General features: G+C 57.6%; 18 protein-coding genes and 1 pseudogene. 9 read left to right on the plus strand and 10 right to left on the minus strand.

Features of this window, described 5'->3' with window-relative positions:
• Position 1: 1 nt before the first annotated feature.
• The 3 genes from AGR1_RS25810 to AGR1_RS25820 all read right to left on the minus strand — a co-directional run bounded on the left by AGR1_RS25810 (position 2) and on the right by AGR1_RS25820 (position 2498).
• Positions 2 to 790: an alpha/beta hydrolase gene (locus tag AGR1_RS25810; RefSeq protein ID WP_149148817.1), complete on the minus strand. Its 789-nt coding sequence runs from the start codon at positions 788 to 790 to the stop codon at positions 2 to 4.
• A gap of 336 nt (positions 791 to 1126) precedes the next feature.
• Positions 1127 to 1777 carry a response regulator transcription factor gene (locus AGR1_RS25815; RefSeq protein WP_149148818.1) on the minus strand — a complete coding sequence of 217 codons (651 nt, stop codon included), beginning with the start codon at positions 1775 to 1777 and terminating at the stop codon, positions 1127 to 1129.
• Between the two features lie 181 nt (positions 1778 to 1958).
• Positions 1959 to 2498, minus strand: a complete 540-nt coding sequence (locus AGR1_RS25820) for an Rrf2 family transcriptional regulator (protein WP_149148819.1) — start codon at positions 2496 to 2498, stop codon at positions 1959 to 1961.
• A 684-nt stretch (positions 2499 to 3182) separates the two neighbouring features.
• Between AGR1_RS25820 and AGR1_RS25825 the strand changes: the two genes are divergently transcribed.
• Positions 3183 to 5216, plus strand: a complete 2034-nt coding sequence (locus AGR1_RS25825; RefSeq protein ID WP_149148820.1) for a mechanosensitive ion channel family protein — start codon at positions 3183 to 3185, stop codon at positions 5214 to 5216.
• A 282-nt stretch (positions 5217 to 5498) separates the two neighbouring features.
• On the opposite strand, the gene AGR1_RS25830 is transcribed toward AGR1_RS25825, so the two are convergent.
• Both AGR1_RS25830 and AGR1_RS25835 read right to left on the minus strand, forming a co-directional pair.
• Positions 5499 to 5972: an isoprenylcysteine carboxylmethyltransferase family protein gene (locus AGR1_RS25830; RefSeq protein WP_149148821.1), complete on the minus strand. Its 474-nt coding sequence runs from the start codon at positions 5970 to 5972 to the stop codon at positions 5499 to 5501.
• A 21-nt stretch (positions 5973 to 5993) separates the two neighbouring features.
• Complete coding sequence (locus AGR1_RS25835; protein ID WP_187772299.1) at positions 5994 to 6887, minus strand: NAD(P)/FAD-dependent oxidoreductase; 894 nt, start codon at positions 6885 to 6887, stop codon at positions 5994 to 5996.
• A 218-nt stretch (positions 6888 to 7105) separates the two neighbouring features.
• On the opposite strand from AGR1_RS25835, the gene AGR1_RS25840 reads away from it, so the two are divergent.
• Positions 7106 to 7762 (plus strand): TetR/AcrR family transcriptional regulator, encoded by a 657-nt coding sequence (locus AGR1_RS25840; RefSeq protein ID WP_149148823.1) that lies wholly within the window; start codon positions 7106 to 7108, stop codon positions 7760 to 7762.
• 37 nt (positions 7763 to 7799) lie between these two features.
• Here the strand turns inward: AGR1_RS25840 and AGR1_RS25845 are convergent, their stop codons facing one another.
• Complete coding sequence (locus tag AGR1_RS25845) at positions 7800 to 9029, minus strand: GlxA family transcriptional regulator (RefSeq protein WP_246669748.1); 1230 nt, start codon at positions 9027 to 9029, stop codon at positions 7800 to 7802.
• Between AGR1_RS25845 and AGR1_RS25850 the strand changes: the two genes are divergently transcribed.
• The 3 genes from AGR1_RS25850 (at position 9028) to AGR1_RS25860 (ending at position 11358) form a co-directional block, all read left to right on the plus strand.
• Complete coding sequence (locus AGR1_RS25850; RefSeq protein WP_149148824.1) at positions 9028 to 9864, plus strand: alpha/beta hydrolase; 837 nt, start codon at positions 9028 to 9030, stop codon at positions 9862 to 9864. The two genes, AGR1_RS25845 and AGR1_RS25850, sit on opposite strands and share 2 nt — an antisense overlap.
• 460 nt (positions 9865 to 10324) lie before the next feature.
• Positions 10325 to 10789, plus strand: a complete 465-nt coding sequence (locus AGR1_RS25855) for a DUF1348 family protein (protein WP_149148825.1) — start codon at positions 10325 to 10327, stop codon at positions 10787 to 10789.
• A gap of 2 nt (positions 10790 to 10791) precedes the next feature.
• On the plus strand, positions 10792 to 11358 hold the full coding sequence (locus AGR1_RS25860; RefSeq protein ID WP_149148826.1) for a TetR/AcrR family transcriptional regulator: 567 nt from the start codon (positions 10792 to 10794) through the stop codon (positions 11356 to 11358).
• Positions 11359 to 11484: 126 nt separating this feature from the next.
• Here AGR1_RS25860 and AGR1_RS25865 read toward each other — a convergent pair whose 3' ends face one another.
• A complete protein-coding gene (locus tag AGR1_RS25865) occupies positions 11485 to 12435 on the minus strand; it encodes a LysR family transcriptional regulator (protein WP_149148827.1) in 951 nt (316 codons plus the stop codon).
• Positions 12436 to 12551: 116 nt separating this feature from the next.
• Between AGR1_RS25865 and AGR1_RS25870 the strand changes: the two genes are divergently transcribed.
• Both AGR1_RS25870 and AGR1_RS25875 read left to right on the plus strand, forming a co-directional pair.
• Positions 12552 to 13088, plus strand: coding sequence for a hypothetical protein (locus AGR1_RS25870; protein ID WP_149148828.1), 537 nt, complete (start codon positions 12552 to 12554; stop codon positions 13086 to 13088).
• An 11-nt stretch (positions 13089 to 13099) separates the two neighbouring features.
• Positions 13100 to 14086 carry an NAD(P)H-quinone oxidoreductase gene (locus AGR1_RS25875; protein ID WP_149148829.1) on the plus strand — a complete coding sequence of 329 codons (987 nt, stop codon included), beginning with the start codon at positions 13100 to 13102 and terminating at the stop codon, positions 14084 to 14086.
• A 108-nt stretch (positions 14087 to 14194) separates the two neighbouring features.
• Here the strand turns inward: AGR1_RS25875 and AGR1_RS25880 are convergent, their stop codons facing one another.
• The 3 genes and pseudogenes from AGR1_RS25880 to AGR1_RS25890 form a co-directional block, all read right to left on the minus strand.
• Positions 14195 to 14617: a type II toxin-antitoxin system VapC family toxin gene (locus AGR1_RS25880; RefSeq protein ID WP_149148830.1), complete on the minus strand. Its 423-nt coding sequence runs from the start codon at positions 14615 to 14617 to the stop codon at positions 14195 to 14197.
• Positions 14618 to 14642: 25 nt separating this feature from the next.
• A pseudogene (locus AGR1_RS25885) lies at positions 14643 to 15422 on the minus strand (3'-5' exonuclease); the annotation flags it as partial.
• A 117-nt stretch (positions 15423 to 15539) separates the two neighbouring features.
• Positions 15540 to 16985, minus strand: a complete 1446-nt coding sequence (locus AGR1_RS25890; RefSeq protein ID WP_149148832.1) for a lipase family protein — start codon at positions 16983 to 16985, stop codon at positions 15540 to 15542.
• A 120-nt stretch (positions 16986 to 17105) separates the two neighbouring features.
• Between AGR1_RS25890 and AGR1_RS25895 the strand changes: the two genes are divergently transcribed.
• Together AGR1_RS25895 and AGR1_RS25900 are read left to right on the plus strand one after the other, a co-directional pair.
• Positions 17106 to 19439: an AAA family ATPase gene (locus AGR1_RS25895; RefSeq protein ID WP_149148833.1), complete on the plus strand. Its 2334-nt coding sequence runs from the start codon at positions 17106 to 17108 to the stop codon at positions 19437 to 19439.
• Entirely contained in the window at positions 19436 to 20359 is a 924-nt protein-coding gene (locus AGR1_RS25900; protein ID WP_149148834.1) for an HNH endonuclease, read from the plus strand. The genes AGR1_RS25895 and AGR1_RS25900 overlap by 4 nt, the downstream gene beginning before the upstream one ends.
• Positions 20360 to 20516 lie beyond the last annotated feature (157 nt).

Consider the following 20516-nt stretch of genomic DNA (forward strand, 5'->3'; position numbering starts at 1 on the left):
ACTAATGTGCGGCGGCTGCTTCTTCGATCAGCGAAGCAATTTCCTTTGGATGGGAAACCGGCAGGGCATGCGATCCGCCCTTGATTACAACGGTCTTCAAGGCTCCTGCGCGCTTTGCCATAAAGCCCATGACTGCAGGCGGGATGTTGCGGTCCTCAGAACCGTAGATCGCGTAAGAAGGAAGCGTCTTCCACGACGCGTCCTTTGATGGTTCGGCCAATGCGGCCTGTGCGATTGGACGTTGGGTGACAGCCATCAGATGCGCTTCATCTTCAGGCACATCGGCAGCGAACTGGTCATGAAACCGATCCGCCCGGATGTAGAGGTCTTGACCGCCGCCACCTGGCAGCGAAGTGGTGGTCAACGCATCAGCCAAGGTGCTGCCGGGGAATTTTGCCGATAGGCTTGCGCTGGATTCGCCGGTGTCCGGAGCAAAAGCAGCGACGTAGACCAAGGCCTTCACATTCGAATTTCCGATAGCCGCTTCAGTGATGACGGGCCCACCATAGGAATGACCGACCAGCACGACCGGCCCTGGGATCGAGCGGAGCAAGCTTGCGATAGCTGCAGCATCGCTGGCGACACTACGAAGCGGGTTGGCGGCGGCGATCGCAGTATAGCCGTCCTTGGAAAGCGCGCCGATCACGCCGTTCCAGCTCGACGATTCGGCAAAGGCACCGTGCACCAAAACGATCGTCGGCTTTGCTCGCCCTTCCGCAGCCTGCGTGAATGTGGTTAGCGCCGTCCCCACCGTGGCGGCAAGCGCCAGAATTTTGAGAATATCGCGCATCTGATGTCTCCTGTTTGTGCCTTTCAACCTGTCAGGAGAATGCGCTACGGCAGGGCGCCCGCCTATCGAACACAGGCATCAGGCACCTAGTCCAAGAGGACAGGTATGATAGATCGGGAGATTAGATGTCCTGCCTGAACTCGCCTCCTCGCAAATCGGTTTTACGAGTTGGTTACGTGAGACCGCAGTTATGGATGTATGGGGTCCTGGCGTGAACTTTGAAGTTCGCGTGCTCTGCAAAGTGAGGAAGAACAGCAATCCCGGCGCTGTGCGCCGCGACTATATCTTTGCAAAAATGAGCGGGAATGTGAGGTGCTCCGCGGGAGCGTCCGAAGTTCAGACCTGCGGTCTGTCACGCAAGCTGGAAGGCAGCGAGTCCCAGGCACGGATCAGTTCGCCGACCGAAATCGTCCGCATCTTGCGCATCACGTTGCTACGGTGGAGCTTCACGGTAATTTCGCTAATCCCGAGCTCAAACGCGATCTGCTTGTTCAGCCGCCCACGGGCCACTTCGCCAAGGACCTGGCGTTCGCGCGGAGTAAGGGTTGCAAACCGGGTGGAATGTTGCTGGATGTTTTCCGCCTGCGCCCTTTGCTCCACGTCGCGCTGGATACCGGCAATAACGGCGTCCAGAAGGGTTTGGTCCCGCACGGGCTTCGTCAGAAAATCGACGGCTCCGGCCTTCATGGCCTGAACGGTCATCGGGATGTCGCCATATCCAGTGAGAAACACGATAGGCTTCGTAACCCCACGCGTCGAGAGTTGATGCTGCAGGTCAAGCCCGCTCGCACCCGGCATGCGAACGTCCAGAACCAGGCAGCCGGGCCGATCAGGAAGGCCGGCGCTCATCAGCTCGCGCGGGGAAGGAAAGCAGGCAACATCGAGCCCGACCGACTCCATAAGTTCCTGTAGAGAATTGCGCACATCTTCGTCGTCATCGACGACCAGAACCAGCGGACTTTCCGCTGCGACAGCTTGCGTATCCATCTGATCAACTCCCAGCACGGTAGCTTGTCGGCTCTACGACGCTCGATGGCGTCCAAGAGACGTCGTTGCAGGCCACATCGAAAATATCCTGCATCATTCTATGCTCCCATTCGCAGGTGCGTCGGCGTCTCAGCCCCGCACGTTGCATTGTCAGCGCCCCCATGCCCGCTCATCCAGCTTCTCAGGGCAGCTCTCCATCCTCTACTGGACCACTTCGGGTGCGCCCCTTCGTCCTGTCGGCGAACCAATTCCGGACGTCGTCGGAAAACTCTGGCGGGGCCTTTGGGCCGAACTCGCCGGCGATATCGGCAAGCGTCTGGCTGCCCAGCGAATCCCGCATTGCCTTTTCCGCCCGCAGCATCGCCGCGTGGATAGCGCACACGCCTTTGGTCGCCCATGACGGCGGCCGCTCCCGATAAACCGCGCAGCGCCCTCGAATCTCCTGGCAATCAAACAGGGGCTTCCTGCCTTCGATCGCATCCACGACCGCAAGTAACGTGATATCTCCAGGCTGCTTTGCGAGCAGGTACCCGCCTTTGACACCCTCGGAGGCGGATACGATCCCAGCCTTTTCAAGCTTCGGAAATACCTTCGCCAAAAAACTCGGAGAAATTCCCTGAAACTCTGCCAGGTCGCGGCTGCTGAGCGGCGCCTCGGGCGAGCTCGCCAACCAAAGGAGACAATGCAACCCGTATTCCACACCTGCAGTCATATGCGCCATAACGCGGACTATATTTGTCCGCGTTAATCTAGGCAAGCTTTAATTTCGACATCGGTGGGTTACGTTGACAAGGTTCAAAAGCCAGCGAGCGCTGAAGGGCAAAGACGTCCATCAACCCCGATTGCTCTTGGCGCTCAGCGGGACCAAATCAGCCAGCAGCGAACAGAAAACTAAAAGACCACGCAGGTGGAATCGATCAAGCAAAGGGTGGGATGTAACCATACAGAGGGATAGGTTTCGCGTAGTTGCTTGGCCCGATGAAGGGCAATAACGCCAACGCGGGCAAATAGCCCGAGCTAACCAGATCGACTACAGTTCTGCGCCAAAAGGTTATCCGCATCCTCTCCACCACCAGCAAGTATGGGCTGTCGGTATGGCTGGGCAATGGTGCGGTGCATGTGGCACCGTGATCGTGGACAACGATCAAAAAGAGCCGGAAGCCATGACCTCTATCAGCATTGTTACCCGACGTGGGCACGCGCTAACGCGGGTGATTATAAGACGTGACAGGCCATATGACTTCCGCAGACGGTCACGGTCGGGGCCGACACTCTTTGTGATCTGCTCGGTCCGACTAAGTTCGGCAAGCCCTGCAAACGTTCTCACCGTGCCGACGACACCTGGCACCATGCCGCTGCCTGCTAAGTCAATACAGGCGGTGAATGAGAATGTGCGAGTTGTGCCGTGAAGTGGCTCTCGACATTGGTCATCCTCCTAAGCACCCTACCTGTCTCTGCCCAGATACCTTCGCTCGGTACTTGGCAGGAAGAGGCCTCAGGCACGTTGGCGCACCCATTAGAGATCGGTGATCTACGTCAGTATGACAAAGATCAAAGCCTTGGCCGCTGGGTCGTAGCCCAGGGGGACCGAAATGCCGAAGCGACGGTACCCACCCCAAGCACACCATATGACGAAAACTCTAGCGGAGATATCGCCCGGGCGGTAACAGCCTGGGAAACACGGGCTCGCGACCAACTTCGAAACCTCTTTTCATCGATCCCGCATATTCCTGCAGAAATTCGGCTGGCCCGTCTTCGCCTACACACGGACGCCACAGGCGAAGGTCATTTGACAGCGGCAATCGCCCTTTGTCTGCTTGTCGGGTTGGCGATAGCCGCCGAATGGCTTGTTCGCCGCAAATTGTGGGCTCATGGAAGAGGCGCGCAACACTATTTGCCGACGGCCGTCCTCTTCACCGTTTCAGCGGCGTTCTTTTTCGCTTTCGAATGGCCGCCGCTCGTTCGGATGGTCATTGCCTGCTTTCTAGCAGCATTCGTCACCTATCGTTTTATCGCCGCAGGTATCGGACACGCCGCCCATCCGGAAGTCCACAGGCGGCTAAAGATCATCGTCGCTTGGATTCTGATTGCCATCTCCTCACTGGAGGCAGGCACGGTCCTCAGGATGGACGGAGACGCCCTCAAAGCCATGGCCTTTCTGGCCTCGCTGATGACCTTGATGCTGGCAATCGAACTCGTTTGGCACAAGATTATCCGAAGCGTGGCCGTGAGGACCATGTTCTGCCTTCATCTTACAGGTGTCTGGTTGCTTTGGTGTCTAGATTTCAAGGCGCTTTTCTGGGCCGGCATCTACATTGTGTCACTTCCCCCCGCGTTGCGCGCCATCGGTCACGCCTTGCGCGCGTACATTGCCACGCACTTTCTGATTGCCCCCTCGGACAGTCGAAACGTCCTTCTTGTTCGCGGAGCCCGGGCGACAATCATCGGCCTCGCCGTGGTCTGGATAGCAGCGGTTTGGGAGATGGACGGGCAAATGATCGGCCACAATGACCCAAGGGTCAGTGGCGTGATTTACGGGCTCTTCAAGATCATCGTCGTGCTGCTTTTAGCGGATCTGGTCTGGCATCTTGCCAAAGCCGCGATCGACCGCAACGTTTCTCCTCCCCCGATCTCGAGTGCGGTGGAAGAATGGGAAACCAATGGGGCGACCGACGAAACCCCGGCTACTCGGCTCCATACGTTGCTTCCGATCTTGCGCAATGCGGTCGCGGTCACTCTTTTAGTCGCCACGGGTCTTGTCATACTAGGCCAAGTCGGCGTTGATATAGGGCCGTTAATCGCCGGTGCTGGAATATTCGGTGTAGCGATCGGATTTGGCTCTCAGACGCTGGTGCGTGACGTCATCAGTGGCATTTTCTACCTGTTCGATGACGCGTTCCGGGTCGGCGAATATATCCAAGCGAAGAACTACAAAGGCACCGTCGAAGGCTTCAGCCTGCGCTCGGTCAAGTTACGACACCATCGCGGGCCGCTTTTCACAATTCCCTTCGGAGAACTCGGCGCGGTCGAAAACATGAGCCGCGACTGGTCCAAAGTGAAATTCGTCGTCACGGTGCCTTACGATACGGATATCGAGAAGGCACGCAAGATTGGCAAGTCGATCGGGCAGGAACTGCTGGGCGATCCGGAGCTAGGGCCGCTTTTTATTGAACCTCTGAAAATGAAAGGCGTTGAGGAGTTCGGCGCCTATGGGATCGTCATCAGCTTCGCCATGATCACCAGACCGACCAGCCATCAGAGTTTTATCCGCCGCTCAGCCTATGCAATGTTACGCGAAGCCTTTCGGAAAAACGGCATCGAATTCGCTCAACCGACGGTCCAGGTTGGCACGAGTAAAACGCAAGAGGTTCAGGCCGCGGCCTATCAAGCTCATGAGCTTACGAAGGCAGGGGAAAGGGAACGTGCGGCAGAACTTTAGTCTCCTATTTTCTATTTATCGCGAACCTTGGCTGTCATCGTCCATCCTGACAAGAACATGAAATTCTACCTTTTTTAATCTTGAACAGAAGCGAACCGACCACGCTGTTGTTAAAATCAGTCCTTCGTCTCCTATTTCTCAAATGCATACATCAGCATGACCTCGATGGAATGACCACTTTGGGGCGGTGGCGATCTGTCCGCTCTTGGTTACCGCTTCTGGAACGCAGACATCGGCGTGCTGTACGTCCGACGGTCGTGGCGGCAAGCGGTGACCAAATAGTCAGAGCCAGCGGCGAACCTTGGCCCTATAGCGGCGGTAGTCGTCGCCGAATTTCGCTTCGAGATAGCGCTCCTCGCGGGCGATCACTCGCGCCTGGATCGCGATCAGCACCAACGGGAGCAAGGCAAAGGCAATCGGCCCGTCGAAGCCGATCGCAAGGCCGGCATAGATGAGGGCCATACCGAGATACATGGGATTGCGGGTCCACCGGTAGGGACCGGTCGTTGCGATTTTCGTCGCCGGTTGCGACGGCCGAACGTTCGTGCCCAGCCGCCGGAACAGCCCCGTCGCCGCAAGCATCATCGTCGTGCCGGCAATGAACAGCGGCGCGCCCGTTGCGATCAACAACCACCAGTCGACGCCGAAAGAGCGGAGGGTCACGAACCGCTCCGCTGTCAACCCCACCAGCAGCGCTACCAGATAGACAAGAGGTGGCGGGAAGCGCACACCCGCGCTGTCCGGTTCGACGGTCATGCTCACCTCCAATCTGTGCTCTCAAACCAGCATCGACTGCTGAGCGAAGATACCCGCGCTCGCGCCTTGCCATATTGCCGTGGTAACCGAGGGGATGCCGGGGTTGGCAAGGTCACCGGCGGCGTAGATGCCAGGCATGCTGGTTTCGCGGCGCTCGTCGGTCTTGAGGGCGATGCCGGTTGGCGTGTTGACCGTGGCAAGGCCCAGTACCTCATGCAGGCGTGCGGACGGCATGTTGCGCGGATGCGCGAACAGGATGTCGACCGCGACATCAGGGACGGTGTCGAGCTTAATAGTGGCGCCATGGCTCCCGTGACGTCCGATTTTGGTGATCCGACCCTCAACGACTGGTACCTTTCGGCGCTCCAGATCGGCCCGTATGTCGGGGGTGATATCATGACCATTGCCGAATACAGTCAACCTGTCGGTCCAATCATGAAACAGCCTGACCTGATTTATCGACTGTGGGCCAGACCAGACGAGGCCCCAATGCTGGTCAGCAACTTCGAAGCCGTCGCAATAGGGGCATGGGATGACGGATGTGCCCCAGTTCTCGGCAAAACCCGGAACATCAGGCATTTGGTCAACAATGCCATAGCTCAGGATCAGGCGGCGCGCGCTCAGGGTTTCACCATCGCCGGTGAGGACGGAGAAATTGTCGATGGTGCCAGAGATGCTGTCGGCGCGGGCATCGACCATCCTGATAGCAGGGTAGCGCGCGAGTTGCTGCCGCGCCTCGGCCAGGATGGCGGACGGTGGTTTGTCATCGTGGCCGAGCATACCGTGCGAGCGGCCAGCGAAGCGGTTGCGCTGAAGGCCGGTATCGAGAACGATGACTTTGCGGCGGGCACGGCCAAGCTGGAGAGCGGCGGCGAGGCCGCCAAAGCTGCCGCCGATGATGATGACGTCGTTCATTGTGATGGACTCCGTGTTGCGGATAGAAGGGGCTGGATTGGATCTTGCGGTAGCCTCAGCACGAGGGGCGCCAATGGCGGAAATTGTGGCGAGCTTGAGCAGTGTTCGTCGTCGCATGGTGACACCCTCGTTCGATCAGCCGAATTCGACTTGCATATTTAAGATACTAAATGGTATCGTAAATTCAAATAACGATACTGTCAAGGATCGCAATAGCCATGAGTCAAAATCTCCGAAACCGACGCGGCCGGCCTGCAAACGAAGCACTCGGTCAAACGATCATCGACGCCGCGTGCGAACTGTTCGAGGAACTGGGATTTCATGCGACGACATTGGATAAGGTCGCCCAGCACGCGAAGATATCCAAACTCAGCATCTACAAGCACTTCGAGAGCAAGGAGGCGCTGTTTGCCGCAGCCTTTGCGGCCCGCTGCCAGCAGTTGGTGCTTCAGAAGCTTTTTGAGGGTATCAATGGTTCGGCCGAAGATCAGCTAATGGCGGCGGGATCGTCACTGCTCCGCACGCTTCTGCGCGCGGAGGTCCGCAACATCGAAGCCATGGTCATGGCTGACACTTCAAACCAGAAGTCGTTGAGCAAGCTCCATTACGAAGCAGGCCCCGCCCATATCGTTGCGCAAATCGAGGGCCTGTTGCGCCAGTTGCATGCAAAGGCACTTCTGACCGTGCCCGATCCGCTCCGGTCCGCCCGCTTGTTTGCAGCACTTTTCAAGGGCTCCGATCTCCTGATTATCGCACGCTTTGACGAGGCGAGTGCAGAGGACGACACCGAGATCGAAACCTATTGCCGGTCGGCCGTCACCATGTTCGTCGCCGCGCACCGTAACAACGACCATGCAGGTAGACGGCCAGTTTGAGAACGGATCGGGACAAGGCACTACATTTTCGAAACGATCAAAGTCGCGCGTCGCCGCGATAGACATTTGGTTTGGCACCCGTCAATCTGCCGAATATCTTCCGAAATGCCGCCGGATCTGTGTAGCCGACTGCATATGCGATGCTTTCGACCGAACCGTTTGTCGTTTCCAACAACTGCCGCGCCTTCATGATACGGACATTTTGCAGATATTCGGTCAGCTTCAGCCGTGTCGCGCGGTGAAAGCGGCGCTGGAGGGTCCGTTCCGAAAGACGGACGCTATCTGCCAGTTCGCCGATCGACTTTTGCAGTTCCGGTGTCGCATGAAACTGGTGCTGGATCTGCAAGACCTCCTTGTCGCCGTGATCAAAGCGCGGAAGAAAAGCCTTGTACTGGCTCTGACTGCGACGCGGCGGATCGACGACGAGAAAGCGTGCCGTCTCGAGCATCACGGCCTGTCCGAGCAGCTTCTCGACAAGGAGCAGACCTAGATCCGCCCAAGCGAGAATACCGCCGGCGGTGATGACGTCACCATCGTCGATGATCATATTGTCCGGTGAAACGTCGATATTGGGAAACTGCTCGGCAAGCCGTTCGGCAAAAGCCCAGTGGGTTGTGGCGCGCCGCCCGTCGATGAGCCCGGTCTCGGCAAGGACAAACGCTCCGGCACAGATTGAGCAGACGGTGACACCGCGCGCATGCTGGGAAGCGAGCCATTGCGAGGCGGCGCTCATGCTCTGCATTTTCTCCGGCATGATGATGCTGGGTGGTGCGATAACATAGCTCAGCAAATGCGGAGTTCCGGGGTGTGAATCCCATGAGCAGGATACATCACCCTCCTCCATCTTCCAGTAGCTGACGCGGATGTTGCGAAGGCTTGTAGGTACTTGCAGATCCGTCGACCAGTCGCTGGCGACGCGAAAAAGATCGGTCAATCCATAGACGGCAGCCAACTGGCAATCCGGGTAGATCAGCAACCCCACCTCAATAAAATCAGCCTTTTCGCGTTTTGCCACTTTTGCCTCGGATAAAGTCATTTCTGCCACGTGTTTCTGATAAGAGATGGCGATACGTTCTCTTTGTCGAATACGGAATTCGCAAACACAGCGCGACAGGAGAAATGCAATGGCTTCCGATTCAGATCGTTTTTTCGTGTCGAGACGGAGCGTACTCATCGGAAGCATCGCGCTTGCCAGCGTGAGCATCCCGGCGCTCGCCTTCTCACACAACTCTTCCACAAACAATTCATCACAAGGAGATATCGACATGGGCTTCGTAACAACCAAGGACGGCACTGAGATCTTTTACAAGGACTGGGGTCCGAAGGACGCGCAGCCGATCGTCTTCCACCACGGCTGGCCGCTGTCGTCGGACGACTGGGATGCGCAGATGCTGTTCTTCCTCTCCAAGGGCTACCGCGTCGTCGCTCACGACCGGCGTGGCCACGGCCGGTCTGCCCAGGTTGCCGACGGTCACGACATGGACCACTACGCAGCTGACGCATTCGCCGTCGTCGAAGCGCTGGATCTGAAGAACGCCGTTCATATCGGCCATTCCACCGGCGGCGGTGAGGTTGCCCGCTATGTCGCAAAACATGGCCAGAAGGCCGGCCGCGTCGCCAAGGCGGTTCTCGTCTCAGCCGTGCCACCGCTGATGGTCAAGACCGCCGCCAACCCCGAAGGCCTGCCAATCGAGGTTTTTGACGGCTTCCGTTCAGCGCTTGCCGCCAACCGTGCGCAGTTCTTCCGTGACGTTCCGGCTGGCCCGTTCTACGGCTTCAACCGTGACGGCGCCAAGGTGCAGGAAGGCGTGATCCAGAATTGGTGGCGCCAGGGCATGATCGGAAGTGCCAAGGCCCATTACGATGGCATCAAAGCCTTCTCTGAAACCGACCAGACGGAAGACCTGAAGGCGATCACTGTGCCGACGCTCGTCCTGCATGGTGAAGACGACCAAATCGTACCGATTGCCGATGCCGCAAAGAAGTCGATCAAGCTTCTGAAGAACGGCCAGATCAAGACCTATCCAGGCTTCTCTCACGGCATGCTCACCGTTAATGCCGATGTGCTCAACGAGGATCTGCTGGCATTCGTCAAGAGCTGATCCAGATCCGGCGCGGTTTGATCCATGGCGCTGCCGTCTCTGACCGATCGAAGCAATAGTGGGGCGTAAGCGCCCCTCTTTGACGTCTGCCACTCAGCAGATCGCGCCAGACCGCCGGGTGCTCGCCGTCGTATCCTCGAGGCTTCGCTAATACCTCATTCCCATGGCCGGTCGCCTCAAGACGCCCAGGAGAGCTTTGACGTTTCGCAGACGAGGGCCGGTATCCCAACATTGGGGCCAATAAAGCTCACCTTCAAATGGTGAAACCTGGAAGCTGCGCAGCCGTCTTTTTCTCCATTTCCCGCACAGTCCTGCTGTTCCAGATCAGGAAAGCCCGTCTCAAATTTTCGTTCGGACGCAACTCGAAACTTGTTGACAGCGAAAATCGCTCTGCTTACTGTACCAATCAGTAAAGTCTTTACCGAATAGTACACAGCAACACACACAAAGGAAACGTCGCATGGCACGTCCCCCTCTCCCCCCATACACTCGCGAAACTGCTATCGAAAAGGTCCGTTTGGCAGAAGACGGCTGGAACAGCCGCGACGCCGCCAAGGTTGCTTTGGCCTACACACTGGACACCCGCTGGCGGAACCGCGTCGAATTCGCCACCAACCGCGAAGAAGCCCAGGCATTTCTGGAGCGTAAGTGGAACAAGGAACACGAATACCGCCTCATCAAGGAACTCTGGGCTGTCACTGGTAACCGCATTGCTGTGCGTTATGCCTACGAGTATCGGGATGACAGTGGCCAGTGGTTCCGTGCCTATGGTAACGAGAACTGGGAATTCGCAGAGGACGGACTGATGGCTCACCGCCACGCAAGCATCAACGAAATGCCGATTGCGGAAAGCGATCGCCTGTTCCATTGGCCGCTCGGTCGTCGTCCGGACGACCATCCCAGCCTCAGCGATCTGGGCCTCTGATCATGGCCCGCATGGTCGCTGAAAGATCCGACGCCATCGCCTCCCTGGCCGAAGTTTTTCGCGAGCATGGATACGAAGGTGCGAGCCTTGCCTTGATCGGCAAGGCCACCGGCCTGGGCAAGGGTAGCCTGTACCACTTCTTCCCGAATGGGAAGGAAGAGATGGTCGGGGCTGTGCTCGCCGAGATCGAGCAATGGTTTGAAGATTCCGTCTATTCTCCCCTGCGAGACGGAGACGACGCCAATGCAGCGATCGCGGCAATGCTCGATGAAACTGCGAAATACTTCAGATCGGGCAGGCGCGTTTGTCTGGTCGGCGCCTTGGCTATCTCCAACACCCGAGACCTCTTCGCGCAGGCTATCCGGGGTTACTTCGTTGGCTGGGTAGATGCGCTGCAAGCAGCACTCGTCCGGCAAGGCCGTGACGCTGAGCAGGCGCGCCTCCTCTCGGAAGACGCCGTTCTCACTATCCAGGGAGCTATCGTTCTCTCCCGGGCGCTGGACGATCCGGCAGTCTTCCAACGTGCCATCGAACAGCTTCATGGACGATTAATAGCCGCTGGCCCCTAGCAGTTTTCCACCGAGACCGTACGGTCTCAACCGTTTCCTATCCACTTTAGGCATCAGCATAGGTTACACTGCTTGTGCTCTTGATTAGAATCGAACCGTCACTGGACAGGTCGCGGGACTCACTTCCTAAGCATTTGATTTGTCGACCGTTGCTATTCCTACATCAACCCACCGCGGCGGTGCGCCAATATGGGCCTTGAGTGCTTCCGTAAACGCCCTGACCTTGGCGGACGGCACCTGGAGAGCACGCAGGAGATAGATGCCTGACGATCGCTCGTTCCATCGCTCGCCGCGGAGCTTCAGCCGGATGAGATCACCTGACTGCGTGGAGGGTCCCGAAACCCAGCTTGGCAAAAAGGCCACTCCCATTCCAGAGATCGCAGCGCTGTTTAACGCTTCGAAATCATCGGATCGGAAAGCCACCTGTTTGCAGGCTTCGCCGGCGGGGCTTCCGAAAATATCAGACCATCCGAGCAGATCATTGCCATGGAGCTTGTCGAGAAGGCGATGATGGCGGAGCGCATTCTCGTCTTCCGGCTCACCATGCTGTTCGACATAGCCACGGCTTGCAACGAGGATGCGGTCAAGCGGAGCAAGCTTCGTGGCAATCAGGGAGCTGTCCGCAAGCTCCCCCATCCTCACCACCAGGTCGAGCCGTTCGGCCACGGGATCAGCCAGCCGCTCGGTAAGATCCAGCTCGACATGCAGGCCCGGGTGTTGATGGGCTAGCGATGCGAGAACAGGAATAACATAGCGTTTTCCGAAAGTCGGGAAACAAGCGATCCGCAGCGTGCCGCTGACCGCACTATCGAAGGCGGCAACCTCGGAATGGGTGTCGGCCAGATCATCGAGCAGGCGCTGGGCGCGTTCAAACAGGTGACGGCCCGCGTCCGTCAATGACAACGCCCGTGTCGAGCGAACAAGGAGAGTCACGCCCAGGTCCTGTTCGAGCGCATCGATCTGTCGAACGACAGCCGAAGGCGTGACAGCCCTCCGCCGAGAGGCAGCGGAAAAGCTTCCAGTGCGGACAACGTCGACGTAAACAGCGAGATGTTCAGCGAACCGTGGGTCCCTCATCTTTGCCTACAGCGCAAAACCGTTTCGACCATTCAGGTCGTTATCATCTGCGGGCATCCGGCGCACTTTCCTTCTCGTCAACGGGCGGTCGCCCAACAAACAGAAGGAACACCCCAATGGTCAAGGTCCTAGACACAATTCTCTCCCAGTCCGCTTATTCCGCAGAGATAGACGTTCCCTTCGAAAAGATCGACATTGCCGACTGGCTGTTCACCCTGCCGGAAGCCGAATATCTGCGCTGCTGCCCGCCTGACCACATTGCAGCCGGCGTCACATGGACCGACGACGGTCGTCGCATGTCGATCAATGTTGAGCAGATCGGCTCGGGCCTCGTCGTGCAGCATTATGTGGCCGAGGTCGCCGAGCCTGCCTACTGCCGCATGAACTCGATCTCCGATGTGTTCACGGCCAATGGCCGGACCCACGTCAACGTCGTCTGGGAACTGATTGCCGAGAAGATCGACGATAGCAGGACCCGCTATACCAACAAGGTTACCGCCCATCCGACGGATGTGTTCATGGCTTTCCTCAGCGAGCACAGCATCAAGTTCGAAGATGCTGCAGCAGCCCGTCAGGCCGCAGGCGGAGACCACAACAGTCGTGAGACACCTCTTTTTGCTGCAAGCATCGCCCGCCGGGCCCTTTCCAAGTAAGGAGATATCCAATGAAGGCGATCATCTTCGATGACTTTGGAGGCGCGGATGTTCTGCGCCTCTCCGATGCACCCATGCCCGAATTGCGCCCAGACGATCTTCTGATCAAGGTCATGGCTGCGGGTGTCAACCGCGCCGACCTTCTTCAACGCGAAGGCGTCTATGGCTCGCAAAGCTACGGGGACAGCCCTATTCTCGGGCTTGAGGTCGCTGGCGAAGTCATGGCCATTGGAGACACCGTTAGCGGTTTTGCTGTCGGAGACCGTGTCATGGGCATTGTTGGTGGGGGCGCATATGCCCAGTACGCGCGCCTCGATAGTGGAATGGCAGTTGCCATTCCGACGGGCTTGTCCTTCATCGAGGCTGCCGCAGTCATGGAAAGCTTCGTCACGGGCTGGGAGGCGCTTGCCCATCTCGGAAACGTAGCAAAAGGCGAGACCGTCCTCGTTCATGCTGCTGCAGGCGGCATCGGATCGGCGGCCGTCCAGCTTGCGAAAGCGGCAGGAGCAACCGTGCTGGCCACCGCTTCGGAAATCAATATCGACAACGTGCTGTCACTTGGAGCCGATGCTGTTTTTGATTACAAGCGGATGGATTTCGAGGCGGAAGTTGTTGATGCGACAGCATCTCGTGGGGTCGATCTGATCATCGACTTTGTCGGCGGGTCCTACCTCGCCCGCAACATTCGCAGCCTTGCTCCCGGCGGGCGGCTCATCCAGGTCGGTCTTCTAGGGCGCGATGACAACGCCATCATTCCGCTCGGCGTGGTGCTTCATAACCACCTACGGTTGATCGGAACAGTCATGAAGTCACGGTCGAGGTCGGAAAAGAGAGAAATGGTCCGGCGCTTCAGGGACCAGGTTCTGCCGATCACGGGACAGGTGCTTAAGCCGATCGTTGGAGCGATATATCCGCTCGCGGCTGCATCGGAAGCCCATCGCCGAATGGAGGCGGGCGGGTTATTTGGGAAGATCGTTCTGACAGACTTTTCTGAATGACGCAGCACACGGCGCATCCGACAAATACGCCTTGATGGGATATGAACCGGCGACACGTCAATTACTGCCCAACTCGCAGGGACGATCCGGGCCGCTGCGGCCCTGGCCTCAGACGCTCCAAGGGTCCACAAGGACTACCCCTGTTCCCTGGAAATCCTGAATATTCCGCGTCACCACCGCCAGCCCGTGGACAAGCGCCGTGGCGGCAATGATTGCATCAGCTTCATTACGGCGATCTGGTATATGCAAATGGGCGCAACGAGTAGCAACCGCATCATCGACTACGATGGTGCGCTCAGCAAACTCTGGGCGAACCCGACCATCCATCCATGCGCGTAAACGAGAGCCATGCGCAGGGTCGCGGCGCTGAATGCTAAGTATCCCGCGCTCAAGCTCTAAAATTGTTATCGCAGAAATGCACAAATCACGGGCATCGCGCGCACCTATCCAAGCCGTTACATTCGGATCGGCTTTACCGTCGCCCACCTTTCGAAGTTCGGAGACAACGTTTGTATCGAGCAAATATTTCAAGTCAGATCAACTTCGCGCGCTGCTATGGCGCGTTCTCCGCATGGATGCGGACCCGTGACCTGTGGCTGGCTTCATGGAGCTCTGCAAACGGCGCCACGCTCACACCGTCTCGCGTCTGCCCGAGCACTTCTAGAAGCGCAAAACAATCATCGACCGCTCGATGTCCGTCGTGAAAATATCCCGACTGCCCGATCAGGTAACCGAGCTTGTTCCCTTCGAAGCCGCGTCCGGCCCAGTCGATCTCGGAGACCGAGCAGGCCCAGGCCCTGTGGGCAAACATCGGCGAGAAGGCCTCGCAGAAGGGCCGGTCGAAACCCGCATTGTGGGCAACCACGAGGTCAGCCGGCTCGATGAGGGACCGGAGGCAGCTGACGTCGATCACCTGTCCCACGACCATGTCGTCAGTAATCCCGGTCAAGCGGGTGATTTCAGCCGGGATGGGAACGGTCGGCTGTTGAAGTCCGCCGTATATGCCGGTGACGTCGCCGATCTCACCGGCATCGTTGAAGGTGAAGGCGACAACGCCGATTTCGACGATTTCGTCGCGGCGGTGATCAAGGCCGGTGGTTTCGGTATCGAGGATAACCCCTCGCCGGAGGAATTCAGGCCTTGCCTGCTCGATGATCGGCCGACGGGGAAGCCGTCGCAATATGCGATAATTGCCGGTCGCTTCAAGATCACGGGCCATCGACTCGTGGTCGGAACCGTCCCCCCTCTGTCTTCTCTCCGAGATAGCTCGAAGTTTGGTGACGTTGGTGTTCACCGGCAAGTCAGGAGCTGAAAAGAAGTCTAATTGCGAAGTCATGGTATCCCGGTCGCGCCAATGCAGGGGCCAAGCACAGGGAGATGTTGGCAAGGCTGATACGAGGATAGCCTATTCAGGATCTGCGTAAATGAGCAAAGCTGACCCACTGGACAGGTGTCAATCTTCATCAAGGACATTGATGGCATTTCGGAAGGTTCCCAGCCGTTCCCTGGACTGATCGGCGCTCCAATACCTCGTATGCGTGAATGTTGCAGATTGCTTGTCGATCTTCGCCAGATCGCTGTCCTCGATGCCTTGTCCGAAGGCCGGGGAAAGAGGGCCGCTTATCAGATCGCCGCAGAAGATGGATTTCGCGTGGTCATGAACATTCGTCCACCGGACCACGGCAAACGCAGCTCCGTGATGCAGCGTCCACCCGTCCTTCACCTGCCGATCCGGGAAAGCCGACAATGACGACTGTCCTTCCTCCAACAACCCAACCGCTCGCGCATGCTCAAGCCGCCATTCATCCAGCACTTCGCCAATCGGCGGGCATGTTGCGAGTTCTCGATCTTTCTGACGCGCTTCAAGGTCATCCTTGCTCCGTGCAAGCAAGAATTCGGCATGTGTCAACGGACTGCCGAAAGTGACGAGATCGCTGATGAGCCATATCGATTTTGGATCGTCGCTATCTATCTTGAGAGATCGCCGAAGGGCTGCCTGGGCTTTTCGGAATTCCTTTCTTTGCTCCGGGGTATTCTTCTCACGCAGCGCCCTGCCCGCCTTTTCCAGCGCACAAAGTCGGCTGAACGCATCACTGCCCTCGATGATGGTCCTTGCGGCGGCCTGCTCGGCCCAGAAGTAGTTGACGAGATCGTAGGCAAGGATCGAGCCGAGGCTATGACCGACGACCACCACCCGATCATACTCACCTGCCTGATGAATAGCTCGCAAGAGAGCCAGACCCCGCTCACGGACCGCTTTCCTCGCAGCAATGTTATCCGGGTCTGCGCGCGTGTATTTGACGACGCGTCCAAATGTCTTCGTGCCCAGTTGCTGCGCTACGGCGCCGATGATCCCTGCGATCGCAACGGCTGTCGCTTGCGGAAGCCAGGCCGGAGCCCGGCTCAACCACATATCCTTGGGCACGAAGCCGATCGCCAGCATCGCAATAGCGACAAGAGCAAGGGCCCAGAGCAATATCCAAGCCGATCTTACCGGCGGAGGGACGCGGCTCCACGGCCTGAACAAGAGATAACGTACCCAGCCGACCAGTTGATTGGTTGTAGATCCGGCTGTCAGATCTGCCCAGTAGAGCTCGAAAAAGTCGCTCCGCACGCCGTTCGGATAGGCCCCGCCACTCTCTGATTTTCGTGTCGTCAGACGCCTGAGCTCCAGGGAACCGGTCCTCGTATCGGGCTTACTCCAGATCTCAGCCTTACTTTGACCTGGGGTGTCCGACGGTTTGGCCGAGAGGGTATCGACGAACCCCTTTATCGTATCCATCGGAATTTGCTCGCCCATGCCGTGGACGAGTATCACGGCCTGGCGAGCGGCGGCGCGGCTTTTTCGTTTCTTAGTCTCTGTGGCTATTTCCTCATTTGAATCTAATGCTTCCAACATGCATCCCCCCGTTCAGTCGCCGTTGTGAAGTAATCGAATGGTCAGGAAATTGAATTCAACTTGAACGCTATTGGGATATCAATATACAATCGCATTCTGGATTATTGCGAGGGGGGCTTCGTGCAATATTTCAATCGCCAGACCGTGCCGCCACCTGCGGTGTTCACCAGTCCCATTGCCGGCAACAATCGCGAGAGCCTGAAAGCACTTTTCGATTTCGACAGCGAGAAGCTTTCGCAATCCTTTGCTCCGCGCAGCTTTCTTGGCCTGGATGAGCAGAACGTTCGCAATGGATTAGATCGCCTGTTCAGGGGCAAGTGCGCATTTTGCGAGGCGGAGACCTCCACACGACCGTATCGGTTCAGGCCTGCGTCGGAGGCAACGCCAGTCGCACCGACTGACATGAATAGCCACCTCTATTACGCCTGGCTCGTTGATGCATGGCAGAACATCTATCCGATCTGCACGAGCTGCGCGCCACCGGACAGGGAGGGTTCTACTTATTTCCCGGTCATAGGACGGCGCTGCCGTCTTCCGACGCCAGACGAGCTCAACCAGTTCGTCGACGATGCTACCGGACTTTGGCCAAACCATCCGCCGGCCGAGAAGCCACTGTTGCTTGATCCGTGCGAAAAGAAGGACTTCACCTCGCATTTTCGCGTGTCGCCCAACGGCATGCTCTTCGGAAAAAACAAGTCGGCGGAAGAGACCATAAGCTACTTCACCCTCAACCGTGATGAACGCGTCAATCAACGGGCAGCAAAGTTCCAAAGCCTGCTCTCCACCCTGGACGATTATCTGGCCGGTGGGGATCCTGACCTTTTACGGAGCATCGTTGCGTTTCCGGACATGGAGTTTGGCGGCACGTGGTTCCTTCTCGCTCGGCAAATATGTCTGACAATCGGTTATGGCGGAGGTCCTACACCTGCACTTTCTATGGCGCGCATCGACCGCGCGCTCAGGCGGCTGCGAACTCAAGCCGATGCTCGACAAAGCCTGAGTGCCGCAGTGGAGGCAATATCCCAGGCCAGCGAGCTGGACGTTGATGCAGAGCTCGCAGGTACGACTGCCAGAACCGGAAAGCTTCGTCTGCAAAGGGTTTCGCTCACTAATTTCAAGGCACTCGAAAACCTCACCGTTGAAATTCCAACAGCAACGCAGTTAGGGCCCGAGGCTGTCAGCGTGGCACCGTCACTTCTTATTCTCGGTGAGAACGCGGCCGGAAAGAGCTCGATCCTCGAGGCAATTGCCATTGCACTCGCCACAGACGATGCTCGGGATGAGCTTGCCCTCGCACCTTCCGATTACATTCTCAAGCCCGACTATATGGGAGCGCCGGACCATGTGGCGCCGGATCACTCGAAGGTTGAGCTCGTGTTTGAAGACGGCAGCAACCATGTGCTGACGGTTGATCGTACGGGCTTTGAGATCAACTCGAAAATAGACCGATCGCTCCTGCCACCTGTATTCGCCTATGGGGCGTATCGCCGATATCTGCGCAAACAGCGGCAATACAGCCCGGCCAAATACATTACGAATCTGATGCGGTCGGATGGAATTCTTTCCAATCCCGAGAAATGGCTTCTTGGATTAGATGCGGCAACCTTTGCCATGGTTGTGAGGCAGTTGCGGCATGTCCTGAGCATCGAGGGTGATTTCGAGGTCATCCGCAGAAATCAGGATGAGCAGCGCTGCTACATCGTCACGTCGATCCCGGGTAGCACCACGCAGTTCAGTCTCACGCCACTCGAAGTTGCCTCATCAGGCTTCAGAACAGTGCTCGCCACAGTCTGCGATATTTTTCAAGGCCTGCTGGATCGCCGGGTGAGCGGTGGCATTGAAACTCTTGCCCAGGCCCGTGCCGTAGTTCTCATCGACGAGGTCGAATCACATCTCCACCCCCGCTGGAAAATGGGTATCATGCGCGGTCTGCGGCAGGCGCTTCCCAACGTGACCTTCATCGCCACCACGCATGATCCTCTCTGCTTGCGCGGAATGGGCGATCGGGATGTTGTCGTTCTCCAGCGGGTCGGCAGGGATCTCAACGCCGATGCCAAAGTGGAAACCAGGCTGCCTGTTTTCGTCGAGCGCCTGGTTAACTTGCCGCCTACCTCGCATCTGACTGTCGAGCAGCTCCTGACATCCGACTTTTTCCAGCTTTATTCAGCGGACGCACCGGAGATTGAAGGAAAGTTCGCAAATATCAGTGATCTACTCGCGAAACGCAGCCAGGGCGCCGAGCTGTCCGAAGAGGAGAAGCGCACGCTGGAAGCCTTCGACGATGATATCGACAATGCCTTGCCCGTCGGACTATCCGAAGCCCACCGGCTCGTTCAGGAGGCGGTCGCACAATTTCTCAAGGAGCGGCGCAGCGCATCCGAGGACCGCCTGCGTGCGCTGCGACAGTCGTCGAAGAATGAGATCCTTCGTATCCTGAGGGGTGCTGCGGGATGAGGTATGTTGAGCGCAAGGAGGTGACACTGCCGGCTTCGGTGGCCACAAAAGCCAAAACGGAGCTCGAGGCGATCAAAGCGCATCGGAGCAACCCGGACCCGGAAAAAGGCACATTCGAGTTCAAGGTCTACAAGTCGGAAGAAATCAAACAGGCGCTGGAGAAACTCTTCCACGGAAAATGCGCTTACTGCGAGACCTTTTATTCAGCGAGCGCGCCGGTCGACGTCGAGCACTATCGGCCAAAGGGTGCTGTCGCCGAGATGAAGGAACACCCCGGTTACTGGTGGGTGGCCATGGATTGGGAGAACCTCCTGCCGAGCTGCATTGACTGCAACCGCAAACGGAAGCAGAAATTTCCCGGAACAGCGACAAGCCTCGAAGAGCTTTGGAAATTCGGCAAGGACGCGCGCAATTTTGAAGCCGACCAATCTGGGAAGAAGGACAGCTTTCCCGTCGCCTCGACCGGGACGTGGCTCGTCAACGGGGAAACCGATTTTGGGCGCGAGCCAGCGCTGCTGATCAATCCGTGCAAAGATAGACCGGAGCAATACCTCGCATACAACGTTGCGACGGTGGGCCCCGCAATCGTCCACTCGCTTGACGGAGATGGCAAGGACTCACGCGGTAACGCATCAATCCACATTTATGGCTTGAACCGACTTGGGCTTGTGCAGGAACGCACACGAGTTCTCCGGCAACTTGAATTTATCGCCGACATTGTGATCGAGGTGACAGAAATCGCGGACAAGGTCGAAGCTTTGCCCGCCGCGCAAAAGGTTGGAATCGAACAGGTCCCCGGACGCCTCCGCCTTTTGCGGGAAAGGATGCTGGATGAGCTGAAGGCAATGACCGAACCGCGGGCACCCTACTCAGCAATGGCCAGCGCCTGGCTCGAGGACTTCATGCGAAAAATCGCTTGAAGTTATGCTGATTGCTTCACAGTGTCGTTCAGGTTCAAAGGGCAGTCGAGATCGACGATAGCCTCCCCGGTCCGGATCGAAAAACTGCGGCGCGTGGATGAGGCCTGGAACGGGCCTGCACATCCTACAAGGAATAGCTTCTAAGAACAGCGCCAAG

Origin of the sequence: Agrobacterium sp. B1(2019), from assembly GCF_008274755.1 — a bacterium.
GTDB classification, from domain to species: domain Bacteria; phylum Pseudomonadota; class Alphaproteobacteria; order Rhizobiales; family Rhizobiaceae; genus Agrobacterium; species Agrobacterium salinitolerans.

Excerpts from the sequence above, each read along its gene's own strand:
- AGR1_RS25835 (WP_187772299.1), bottom strand. The coding sequence starts at position 6,887 with ATGAACGACGTCATCATCATCGGCGGCAGCTTTGGCGGCCTCGCCGCC.
- AGR1_RS25860 (WP_149148826.1), top strand. The coding sequence starts at position 10,792 with ATGGCCCGCATGGTCGCTGAAAGATCCGACGCCATCGCCTCCCTGGCC.
- AGR1_RS25840 (WP_149148823.1), top strand. The coding sequence starts at position 7,106 with ATGAGTCAAAATCTCCGAAACCGACGCGGCCGGCCTGCAAACGAAGCA.
- AGR1_RS25850 (WP_149148824.1), top strand. The coding sequence starts at position 9,028 with ATGGGCTTCGTAACAACCAAGGACGGCACTGAGATCTTTTACAAGGAC.
- AGR1_RS25900 (WP_149148834.1), top strand. The coding sequence starts at position 19,436 with ATGAGGTATGTTGAGCGCAAGGAGGTGACACTGCCGGCTTCGGTGGCC.
- AGR1_RS25875 (WP_149148829.1), top strand. The coding sequence starts at position 13,100 with ATGAAGGCGATCATCTTCGATGACTTTGGAGGCGCGGATGTTCTGCGC.
- AGR1_RS25815 (WP_149148818.1), bottom strand. The coding sequence starts at position 1,777 with ATGGATACGCAAGCTGTCGCAGCGGAAAGTCCGCTGGTTCTGGTCGTC.
- AGR1_RS25890 (WP_149148832.1), bottom strand. The coding sequence starts at position 16,985 with ATGTTGGAAGCATTAGATTCAAATGAGGAAATAGCCACAGAGACTAAG.
- AGR1_RS25870 (WP_149148828.1), top strand. The coding sequence starts at position 12,552 with ATGGTCAAGGTCCTAGACACAATTCTCTCCCAGTCCGCTTATTCCGCA.
- AGR1_RS25865 (WP_149148827.1), bottom strand. The coding sequence starts at position 12,435 with ATGAGGGACCCACGGTTCGCTGAACATCTCGCTGTTTACGTCGACGTT.
- AGR1_RS25830 (WP_149148821.1), bottom strand. The coding sequence starts at position 5,972 with ATGACCGTCGAACCGGACAGCGCGGGTGTGCGCTTCCCGCCACCTCTT.
- AGR1_RS25810 (WP_149148817.1), bottom strand. The coding sequence starts at position 790 with ATGCGCGATATTCTCAAAATTCTGGCGCTTGCCGCCACGGTGGGGACG.
- AGR1_RS25820 (WP_149148819.1), bottom strand. The coding sequence starts at position 2,498 with ATGGCGCATATGACTGCAGGTGTGGAATACGGGTTGCATTGTCTCCTT.
- AGR1_RS25855 (WP_149148825.1), top strand. The coding sequence starts at position 10,325 with ATGGCACGTCCCCCTCTCCCCCCATACACTCGCGAAACTGCTATCGAA.
- AGR1_RS25845 (WP_246669748.1), bottom strand. The coding sequence starts at position 9,029 with ATGTCGATATCTCCTTGTGATGAATTGTTTGTGGAAGAGTTGTGTGAG.